Origin of the sequence: Candidatus Darwinibacter acetoxidans, assembly GCF_041936445.1 — a bacterium.
In the GTDB taxonomy this organism is placed as follows: Bacteria; Bacillota; Limnochordia; order Darwinibacteriales; family Darwinibacteriaceae; genus DTU010.
Genome location: NZ_JBHGXH010000060.1, coordinates 1 through 9,178, shown reverse-complemented (window position 1 = coordinate 9,178; position 9,178 = coordinate 1). Strand labels below are relative to the sequence as shown.

The 9,178-nt window shown below is 55.6% G+C and carries 15 protein-coding genes; 13 read left to right on the top strand and 2 right to left on the bottom strand.

The window, feature by feature from the left end; translation table 11 throughout:
• On the bottom strand, positions 1-294 hold a 294-nt coding region (locus ACE4YL_RS02355; protein WP_461369111.1), incomplete at its 3' end, for an ImmA/IrrE family metallo-endopeptidase.
• A 39-nt stretch (positions 295-333) separates the two neighbouring features.
• Positions 334-780: a helix-turn-helix domain-containing protein gene (locus tag ACE4YL_RS02350; protein ID WP_461369110.1), complete on the bottom strand. Its 447-nt coding sequence runs from the start codon at positions 778-780 to the stop codon at positions 334-336.
• Positions 781-978: 198 nt separating this feature from the next.
• On the opposite strand from ACE4YL_RS02350, the gene ACE4YL_RS02345 reads away from it, so the two are divergent.
• The 13 genes from ACE4YL_RS02345 to ACE4YL_RS02285 all read left to right on the top strand — a co-directional run.
• On the top strand, positions 979-1,254 hold the full coding sequence (locus ACE4YL_RS02345; protein ID WP_461369109.1) for a helix-turn-helix domain-containing protein: 276 nt from the start codon (positions 979-981) through the stop codon (positions 1,252-1,254).
• Between the two features lie 5 nt (positions 1,255-1,259).
• A complete protein-coding gene (locus ACE4YL_RS02340) occupies positions 1,260-1,823 on the top strand; it encodes a putative metallopeptidase (RefSeq protein WP_332636398.1) in 564 nt (187 codons plus the stop codon).
• Positions 1,810-3,276 carry a hypothetical protein gene (locus ACE4YL_RS02335; protein WP_461369108.1) on the top strand — a complete coding sequence of 489 codons (1,467 nt, stop codon included), beginning with the start codon at positions 1,810-1,812 and terminating at the stop codon, positions 3,274-3,276. Before ACE4YL_RS02340 ends, ACE4YL_RS02335 begins: the two co-directional genes overlap by 14 nt.
• A complete protein-coding gene (locus ACE4YL_RS02330; protein WP_461369107.1) occupies positions 3,273-4,568 on the top strand; it encodes a DnaB-like helicase C-terminal domain-containing protein in 1,296 nt (431 codons plus the stop codon). Before ACE4YL_RS02335 ends, ACE4YL_RS02330 begins: the two co-directional genes overlap by 4 nt.
• Before the next feature lie 10 nt (positions 4,569-4,578).
• Positions 4,579-4,998, top strand: coding sequence for a RusA family crossover junction endodeoxyribonuclease (locus ACE4YL_RS02325; RefSeq protein WP_332636395.1), 420 nt, complete (start codon positions 4,579-4,581; stop codon positions 4,996-4,998).
• 163 nt (positions 4,999-5,161) lie between these two features.
• Positions 5,162-5,314, top strand: a complete 153-nt coding sequence (locus tag ACE4YL_RS02320) for a hypothetical protein (RefSeq protein WP_332636393.1) — start codon at positions 5,162-5,164, stop codon at positions 5,312-5,314.
• Positions 5,298-5,612 (top strand): dATP/dGTP diphosphohydrolase domain-containing protein, encoded by a 315-nt coding sequence (locus tag ACE4YL_RS02315; RefSeq protein ID WP_332636392.1) that lies wholly within the window; start codon positions 5,298-5,300, stop codon positions 5,610-5,612. The genes ACE4YL_RS02320 and ACE4YL_RS02315 overlap by 17 nt, the downstream gene beginning before the upstream one ends.
• A 438-nt stretch (positions 5,613-6,050) precedes the next feature.
• Positions 6,051-6,191, top strand: a complete 141-nt coding sequence (locus ACE4YL_RS02310) for a hypothetical protein (RefSeq protein ID WP_332636391.1) — start codon at positions 6,051-6,053, stop codon at positions 6,189-6,191.
• Positions 6,181-6,843 (top strand): hypothetical protein, encoded by a 663-nt coding sequence (locus ACE4YL_RS02305; protein ID WP_332636390.1) that lies wholly within the window; start codon positions 6,181-6,183, stop codon positions 6,841-6,843. The genes ACE4YL_RS02310 and ACE4YL_RS02305 overlap by 11 nt, the downstream gene beginning before the upstream one ends.
• Positions 6,844-6,866: 23 nt before the next feature.
• Positions 6,867-7,643 (top strand): hypothetical protein, encoded by a 777-nt coding sequence (locus ACE4YL_RS02300; RefSeq protein ID WP_303884449.1) that lies wholly within the window; start codon positions 6,867-6,869, stop codon positions 7,641-7,643.
• 778 nt (positions 7,644-8,421) lie between these two features.
• Positions 8,422-8,709: a DUF1659 domain-containing protein gene (locus ACE4YL_RS02295; RefSeq protein WP_461369106.1), complete on the top strand. Its 288-nt coding sequence runs from the start codon at positions 8,422-8,424 to the stop codon at positions 8,707-8,709.
• 37 nt (positions 8,710-8,746) lie between these two features.
• The gene (locus ACE4YL_RS02290) at positions 8,747-8,953 is read left to right on the top strand and encodes a DUF2922 domain-containing protein (protein WP_303884443.1); all 207 of its coding nucleotides are present in this window, start codon (positions 8,747-8,749) and stop codon (positions 8,951-8,953) included.
• A 106-nt stretch (positions 8,954-9,059) separates the two neighbouring features.
• Positions 9,060-9,178, top strand: a 119-nt coding sequence (locus ACE4YL_RS02285) for a YvrJ family protein (RefSeq protein WP_461369112.1), incomplete at its 3' end; no start/stop codon positions are given.

The window sequence follows — 9,178 nt, the reverse complement described above, 5'->3', positions numbered from 1 at the left end:
GCGCTTTATCATTCCCTCTCCGCCGCTTCCTGAAAACAAAAGCGAGTTGTGTCCAAGGATGTAGTGTCCTATCTCGTGCGCAATAGAAAACCGCCTCCTGCAGAGGGGGCGGGCAGAGTTGACGGCTATGACGGGCCTGCCGGGCGGGATGTGGACGAGCATGGCGTCAACCTGGTCTGCTTTATCCTCGATCAACACGATATCGAGCTTCCTCAGTGCCAATACGACAACATCTTCATCGCAGGGCGCCCCGATCTCCTCCATGAGTCGGCGCGCCGCTATTGACGGGTTCATAAGAGCTCCTCCTGTTATATGATTGTTTTATGGACTTTATTATTCTAAACGATCTTTTACCGATTTCAGCGCAAACGATATGGTGTTGATGATAAACTTTTTATCCGCCGGCGGCAGCTTGTCCCAGTTTTCCATGACGCTCCGCAAATTTGCCACGGCCTCGGCGTCGCGCTCCATCAGGACGGCCAAGAGCTTTTCCATCTCGGCCGTGTACTCGTCCGCCGCTTCGGTCATCTCCTCTTCCGCACCTGTCAGGAAGTAGGAAACAGGGACATTTAATGCCTTTGCGAAGGCCACCAGCTGGGGAATTGTCGTAAAACGCCGGCCCGATTCTATCGCGCTGATGCTCATGCGGTGAAAACCTACCTTCTCGGCCAGGTCTTTCTGCAGCATGCCCGCCTTGAGCCTGGCTATCTTTATCCTCAAGCCTATGCGCTTGGCAAGCTCCATGCCTTCGTGTTCTTCCTTGTCTTCCTTTTTCTTCAAAGGCGTAGCCCTCCTTTCTGTATTTGCCAATTCTCGTCTCTTATGTCTCTTAGATTATATATTATTCCAAATAGGCGCATTTTACAATATATATACTTGCGTTATTCATAGTATATCATACTGACTTACCTATTGATAAGTAAGCCAAAAACCCGTATAATGATAAAGTATTATTTACTACAAAAGGAGGCAGTCTTAATGTATACCTGGGACAAGAGGAAGATCGGCAGGAACCTCAAGCTCATGAGGGTTAAAAAGGACATTTCACAGATGGAGCTCTCCAAGGCGCTCGGCATCGCTCAGGGCCACTACTCAAACATAGAATCGGGCAAGCGTCAGCTTTCGCTGCACCTCCTTGCGAAGATTTGCGAGATGTTCGGCGTCAATCCTTCAGACATCATCGCCGACACGGACGACGAGGGCGACGCCGTCAGCTTTGAGCCTGAGGCAGCGGCAGAGAAAGAGCAGGATTAGGCGCCATGCTTACGCTTGAACTGGCAGCGAAGTTGGGCAAGGGCAAAAACAGGGTTGCGTGCGTGTATCGGCAGGCAGCCTGGATGCTCGTGCGCAAGTTCGATATGCCGGCAAACCCGGACGAAATATTATTCCTCGTCGACTGCGTATCGAAGAAAGCAAAGGAGGCCGCATCCGTTTGGCGCCTGCCCGAATGGGTGGAAGACGTCTTGTACCAGGCGACAGGTGTCAGGCTCAAGTTCGCCATTAAGCTCCGCCTCGCCATGTTAGACCGCCTCCCGCCGTCTGCCGTTACAGCCGTTTTATATCACCAGCTGAGGCACATAAAGGAAGACGCAGACGGGACGACTTACCTCGACATGCGCCATGACGTCGAAGACTTCCAGGAACTTGTGCCCTTCCGCGGCTACGCTTACGGCGCCGACATACCGAACCTGCTTGAAGTTGACCCGGTGGAAGTCTTTGCGGACGTCCCGCTGCAGCTTCAGCTGCCGGTGAGCGGAAGAGAGCAAGAGCGCGGCACGGACGCGGCGGAAGGCGAAGAGGTGGGAAGCTATGAAGTGGTTTAAGCACGACACGGCGGCGTCAAGAAACGAAAAGCTGGCCATGCTTAAGGCGACATCCGGCCTCGAAGGCTACGGCTTTTACTGGAACGTGCTTGAGATCATAGCGGAGAAGACGGAGGAAGTAGGCGAGAGTGCGGGAGGTTCCGTGCGCTTTCCGCTTCAAAGTTGGTGCGGATTTGTCGGAGTTTCGCCTCAAACCTTCCGAAAACTCGCCGGAAACTGCCAAGAACTTGGCCTGTTTTCGGTGAGTTTCAGCGAAGTTTCCGGAAAAGAAGTTGCGGAAATATCCACAGACGGCCTTGAGGAGATAGCGGACGAATACAGTACACGCAAGGCTTCCAGGAAGAAAAGGCAGGCGGAAACTTTAGAAGATTGTCGGGACAATGTCGGGACAATGTCCCGAGCAGATAAGAATAGAATAGAAGAGAATAGAATAGATAAGAATAGAGTAAGTACTTCTTCCGCTTACGCGGAAACGTCCGCGGACGAATCCGCCGGACAATCAAGTAGGACAGAAAAACCGACAGGTACATCTCAAAATACGGCAGATAAAGCAAAGGCCGAAACTTCCGAAACAAAACTGACGCCGAAGTCAAAAGAAGCCGAAGACAGCCTTTGCCCTAACCAGCCTAAAGATCTTGAAACCGACGCCACGGGCGGCCGTGCCGGCTCGGTTGGCCCGCAGGCTTCAAGCGGCAGGTGTGCCACCGCAGACGGCGATGAGGCCTACCCTGACGGCGAAACTTACCCGGCCCGTGATGCCGGCTCACCGGAAGGCAGGACAGACCGCGCACGCAGCGGTCACTGCCACAGCTCAGACGACTGCACGAAAACAGCAAAGAAAAAACCAAAGGCCTTTTCCGTCCCGGCATGTCCGCACAAAGACATCGCCGCACTCTACCACGAGATCTTGCCCGAGCTCCGCTCGCTTAAGGTCTGGAACTCGACGAGAGAAAAGCGCTTGAGGGCGAGGTGGCGCGAGGACAAAAGCCGTCAGACGCTCGACTGGTGGCGGAGTTACTTCGAGTCCGTGAGGCAAAGCGATTTCCTGATGGGCCGTAAGACCGACTGGTCTGCCGACTTTGACTGGCTCATTTGTCCCACGAACATGGCCAAGGTGCTTGAAGGCAGGTACCGCAGCGTGCCTCATGCGCCCTCCCTGCCCGAAGGGTTAGCAGACCGCCTTGAGGCCCTCTTCCGCGACCTCGTATCGGCCTGGCCCGCAGACAGGGCAGGCGACACGAAGGAGGCAAGAAGGCTCTTTTTCGCCCTCTTTTCGCCCGATGTGCTGGCCGACAAGGCACGAGCAAACGGGCGGCTTTCAAACATCGAAGCCTGGGCGCAGGTCGTCTTGGGGCGGGACGCGCAGTACGTACCGCGCCTTGACCGCTGGATGTCAGGCCTGGACCCTGACATCGCGCCTGCCGCAGAGGCGCAAAAGGAGGAAGTGGCATGACTGACGAAACACGCATGCAGGCAAAACCTGCCGAAGCGGCAGAAGATCCCACCTGGGACACGAAGTGGACGTCTGCAAATGTCAAGGTCGAACCGGAAGAAGGCGAGTCGGAAAATGAGCGGATAGCGCGGATCGTGTACTTCACGAAGACCATGCTCGCCGAGATGCCGGCAGAAGAGGGCAGATTTGTCATCGAGCAGATGGCAGAGTCCGAGACAAAAAGGCTTTACGGTTTCGGCTGGAAGGCACATGACATCGTAGGCTACGTGCGCTACATCCTGACCAAGGTCGATTATGCCATGTCTGATACCGCCTTGAGGCGCCTGGTGACGCGCTCGGCAGTGCAGGAGGCAGGTGCCTCGCATGACAGCGCGTTCCTGCTCACAGTGCCCGCATACGTACGCCGCCTCAAAGAGGAGGTCGCAGGCTGGGACGAGGCGGACAAGTTCGGCTTCGGCATTGACGAGCTTGACAACTCCTTCGGCCGGCTGCTTCCCGGCGAACTGCTGGTCTTAGTCGGCGCTCAAGGGTCTATGAAGACGTCGCTCATGCTTTCAGGCGTCGAGCACTACCTGCAAAACAACCCGAACGGCACAGCCATGCTTTTTTCGCTGGACATGGCGCCCGAGGTGGTCGCGGAGAGGCTGCTCCAGCGCGAGATGTACATGACGGCGGAACGGGTGCGCTGGCACGCCCGCCGGGAAACGGAGCAGTTCAAGGACGCAGTAACACGGATGCGCAGAAAGTTCTCGGACAGGCTTTTGATCTACGGGTCAGAGCCGCCGGGGTCTCAACTGCTTGGCAAGTGCGAGCGCATGACCATAGAAGACGTCCGAAGAGAAGTTGAAGCCTACATGCCTTCGCTCGTGGCGATAGACTACCTGACACTTCTTAGGAAACCGCGCCAGTCCGACCTAGACTGCGTAAACGAAGCCATGCCAACCTTGAAGGAGATGGCCCAGAGGTACGGCATTATGTTTCTCCTCTTGTCGCAGATGGGAAGGGCGAGCAAACAGCTCCAGGCTTCCGGTTCGGCGCTGGTCGGCAGTGCCAAAGGCGGCGGCATAGTGGAGGAGTTAAGCAGCGCCCAAATTGACTTGTTTAAGGACGCACCCATTGAACCTTACGGAGCGCCGCGCATCATCGCAACGGTGTCAAAGACTCGTCGCGGCGTGGCAGGACGCTCATTTGAGCTCGCTTATGACGGCGAGCCCATGAGCTTTACGGGACGGGCAAAGCCCGTAAGGCGCGAGCGTGAACAAAAGCCGATCTTCAAGTCAGGACTTTTTTAGGAGGCCTGTCATGAGTGAAAAGGCAAGAAACACATCAGAAACGCCAAATAAACGGCCGATCTTTGAGGCGGAAATTCCCGGAGTACCGCCATCACTTTGGCGCTGCTACGCAGTAAACCGACATGGCGGGATATTTCTCACGAAGACGGGGCGCAGCTGGAAGCGGGAGGCGATGTTTGCACTGCTTCAGGCTCAGCACGAGAAACCGCTGAAAGGGCGCATAGCCGTGCGCGTGCGCTTTGAGGCACATTCGCGCGGCAGGTGGGACATAGACAACAGGTTTAAGGTCTTGTTTGACGCCATGACGGAGGCGGGCGTGTGGTCCGATGACTCGCAAGTTGACCGGCTTGAGTCCGAGGTCGTGGTCGTGCCGCTAAAGGTAGCGTCGAAGACAGTTGTAGCCGTGAGCGAAATAGAAGAAGGGAAGTGAGAGCCATGCTTTTATTCGTCAAATGCAGCAAATGCGGGGCAAAGACGGAAGACGAGGACACCTGCATGCTCGCCACGCATTTTCCCTGGACGTGCCAGGCATGCGGGGCAAAAAACAGGCCGCTGGCCGTGCATTTTGAGACGGAAGACGAAGAGGCAGACGCATGAGCAAGAAGCTCAAGGCGATGTGCGGTAACTGCGCTCAAAGGGTGGGCGGAAAGTTCTGTAAGGTTGTGGGCGGCGATGTGCCCGCCTGGGGCCTGCCCTGTTTTCTTTACACGCCCGTCGTGAGGGACGACCATGACAGCGAAGCGTGAGGCTGAAAAAGACGACGCGGGAAAGCTCAGATACGACCTGATGCCTCCCTTTGCCCTAAAAGAATTGGTTCGCGTCTTTTCTTGCGGTGCCGAAAAATACGGAGAAAGAAACTGGGAGGCAGGCCTTGATTGGAGCAGGCTTTATGCTGCGGCTCAAAGGCACCTCTGGAGCTGGTGGGCAGGCGAAGACGCAGATCCTGAGACGTCTTTAAACCACCTGGCGCATGCCGCCTGGAACTGCCTCGCCCTGCTTGAGTTTGCCCGCACACACCCGGAAAGAGACGACAGACAGCTTTAAAAAATATGTGGGCCTTAATGCACGCCTAAAAGGATCAAGCGCCGGCCTCGGGACACAGCCCGGGGCCTTTTTATTTGCCGACACTCTCTCCGCCGCCATGCGCGCGCCAGCTCGCACAGTGCAAGCCCTCGCCCACGCACAGGGGCGTGTGCTCGGGGGCGGTCAGTGCTCGCAGGCTGCGCGCATTATGGCGGCGGAGACCGCGCAAAAAAATGCGCGGCCAAAAAAACACGGCGAGCCGCTTTCGGTTTTCGCGCCTCCCTGGCTGTTCCTGCGGTGTCTCGTGACATGCCGGTGAGTTTGCCACGAGAAGGAAGGTCAGTAATGGTCATAGGCTAAGGTCAGTAATGGTCATGATACAAATGCGTATCTTCTATTGACAGTATATCTAAAAGACGTATAATATAATCATAACGACAACTCAAGGAGGACAACACATTGAAGATCGCAAAAGAAAACGGCGCGGTTGTGGTAAAAGCGGGGAAGTGGACAGTACGGATAGCGAATGACGAGCAGGCCATAGCGGCACAGCTTGCCGCGGCACGCTGGATGAAAAGAGGAAAGCGCCATGGCGGTTAAAAGTGGCTTTAAACGGGCAAGGGCACACCAAAGGTATAGGCTAAAAGACGGCACCATCGTTCCAGGCGTAACCACAATAGTAGGACTTTTAAACAAGCCTCACCTTGTGGCATGGGCGAACAAGATGGGCCTTCAGGGCATAGACACCACCGCCTACACAGCGGCCGCAGCGGGGGCGGGCACGTGCGCCCACGAGATGATCCAAGCCATGGTCGGCGGCCCTGAGGTGGACTTTTCAAAATACACGGGAGAAGAGATCGAGGCGGCACAAAACGCCGCCGATAAATTCCGCGCGTGGCTTGAAAAACACGAGATGTTGACCCACCTGATAGAAGAACAGATGGTAAGCGAACGCTACCGTGTAGGCGGGACGATCGACTGGTACGGAGAGCTTGACGGCAGGTTGGCCCTCGTTGACATCAAGACCTCCGGAAACATATACGCCGAGCACATCATACAGGTAGCAGCCTACGCGCAGATGCTCAAAGACGAAAAATACCCGATAGATGGCGTGAGGATCCTGCGGTTTTCCCGCGAAGACAACGATGACCATAGGGACTTTGTCGTCACAGATCGCCTGCTTGAGGCGGGTTTTGGCATTTTTCTGCGGCTAAGGGACGTTTACGACCTGCGAAAAGAGATCAAGATATAAAACATAAAAGGGAGGACATAAAGATGACGACAGCAAGGGAAGAAACGATGGTCAACAGGGCGGAAGACGAGCTTTCAATCGTAGCCAGAAAGGATCCGCGCGAGCTTGCCGCGGCGCTTTCAAAGATCGGGGCCTTTCAGGATCTTATCAAGACGCAGCTGCTGGAAGGAAGAGACTACGGCGCCATACCCGGGGCAGGCGACAGAAAGGTGCTCTTAAAGCCGGGCGCAGAAAAGATAACGGTGTTACTGGGACTGCGCAGCCGGTTTGAGATAGTTGGCAAGGTGGAAGACTTTGAAGCCGGATTTTTTGCCTACATGGTGCGCTGTTCGCTCGTTGCCGCAAACGGCGAGACCATAACCGAGGGGCTTGGGCAGGCGAACACGAAAGAGCGCAAGTACGCCAGACAAGACCCATATACGCTTGCGAATACTGTTTTGAAAATGGCACGCAAGCGCGCCCTTGTGGACGCAGCCCTAACCGTAGGGTCCTTATCCGATATCTTCACCCAAGACCTCGAGGACGCAGATCTTGCCGCGGAGGTGCGAAAAAGCCAGCAAACAGGTGCGCACCTATACGCCAGCACCGTGCCTCTGCAGGGCGAGCGCATGGCGACGGAAAACCAGCGCAAGGCCATATTTGCGATCTCAAGAAAGATGGGAGTGGACGAAGAATTTATCAGAGACTGCATAAAAGAAAGGTACGACATAGAAAGCACGGCTGACCTCACGATGGCACAGGCAAGCGAGCTCATAGACTTTCTAGACGAAAACTTAAAGCAGGCAGTTAACGCAAAATAAGGCAGAGCAAAGCAGGCCCGGCGCACAGCCGGGCTTTTCTTTTTGCCCTCCACCCGCGAGCGAGCGAGCGGGGAAAGAGAAACCACAGAGGCAACAGCGCGCCAACGAGCGCGCCCACGAAGGCCAGAAGAAGACGACAGAGAAGTGGAAACTTAAACATTTTTCCCAAACGGGGGGGCGGACGCCTTTGTCTTTGCGAGAGCAAAGGCGCCTTGTCAAGCGTCGCGCCAGCGACCCGAAGGGCCTGCGCTTGACAAGGCGACTGCTCGAGCATGCTTTTTTAGTCCGCCCACCGTTTGGGGGGTGGAATATGTGATGTTTCCTTAATCTTTCTCCCCCCCTTTTGGGGGGAGATCCCGAGAATCGGGAGAGGGGGGTTATTATGAAGGCCGCCGCCGTGCGAAGCGACCACGCGCTTTTGGGAGCGGGGGCGGGTGGGGGGAGCGAGCTAAAGCGCGTGGGGGCGAAGCGAGGCGGCGGGCGACCTCCAGGCCTTGAGGCGGCATGAGATACGAACCCTGCGACTGTTTTTATCCCTTTCCCTTACCCTCCGTCGGCAAGCCATGCGCCATATGCGCCTTTGCCCGCCTTTGCTGCGCTGGCTTTTGCGCATGGCGCCGACGGGGCTAGGCCGCCTGTGAGCGCGCAGGGCCTGCTTGCTTTTTTGACCGCTGTTATGTGCTGTTATGTTGGGAAGGCTCTTTGCGGTATCCTGCGCGCTCGTGGCGGCCGTGAAAGCTCCTCATGCATATATGTTCTTTCGGCGCTCGCATAAATTATGCGAATTGAATACATTATCTGCCTCGTGTATTGTGTGCTTAAAGGACTTTTGAAAGGAGGGGTGAACATGGCCACATACCAGCCTATAGCAAGCCGCATGACTTTGAGGATCAAGGTAGGAGAGGACGATTGGGGCAAGCCCGTGCTTCGCAGCAGGTCCATCGCTGGCGTTGACGTAATCGCCGAGCCCGATGACGTCGCAGCTGTGGGTCAGGCGATAGCCGGACTGCTTGACTGCGACGGATTGGTTGAAGTGCAGAAAGTAGACACCAACAGAGTCGAGTAGTACGCAGCAGCTGATTTGACCGAAGGGAGGTGTAACGATGGAGACTAAGCGAAGACTGCGAATGATATTTGATACCGAAGACGGCAAGTGGATGCTTTCTTTGAGCGACCCAAAGCCCGGCATTACCGCGCAGGAGGTCGAAGCTGCCATGAACACCATCATCACTAGAAGCATATTTGGCATACCGCCTTTAAGCATCGTCGGCGCCGAGCTCGTAGAGACCGGAACCACGAAGCTCATTTAGTGCATGCCTATGCCTTGCCTGTGTGGTGTTGTTTTGCGTTTAAGGCGGGAAGACACTCCCGCCTTTACCTTTAGATGGCGCTAATTTACGGAGGTGAAATTAAGTCATGGAAGATTTTATCACGTCTACCGTGCAGACGACCTTTTCTATAGCCGTGGCAGCTTACCTGCTCGTTCGCATGGAAACGCGCATGAGCGAGCTCACCAAGGCCATAAACGAGCTCCA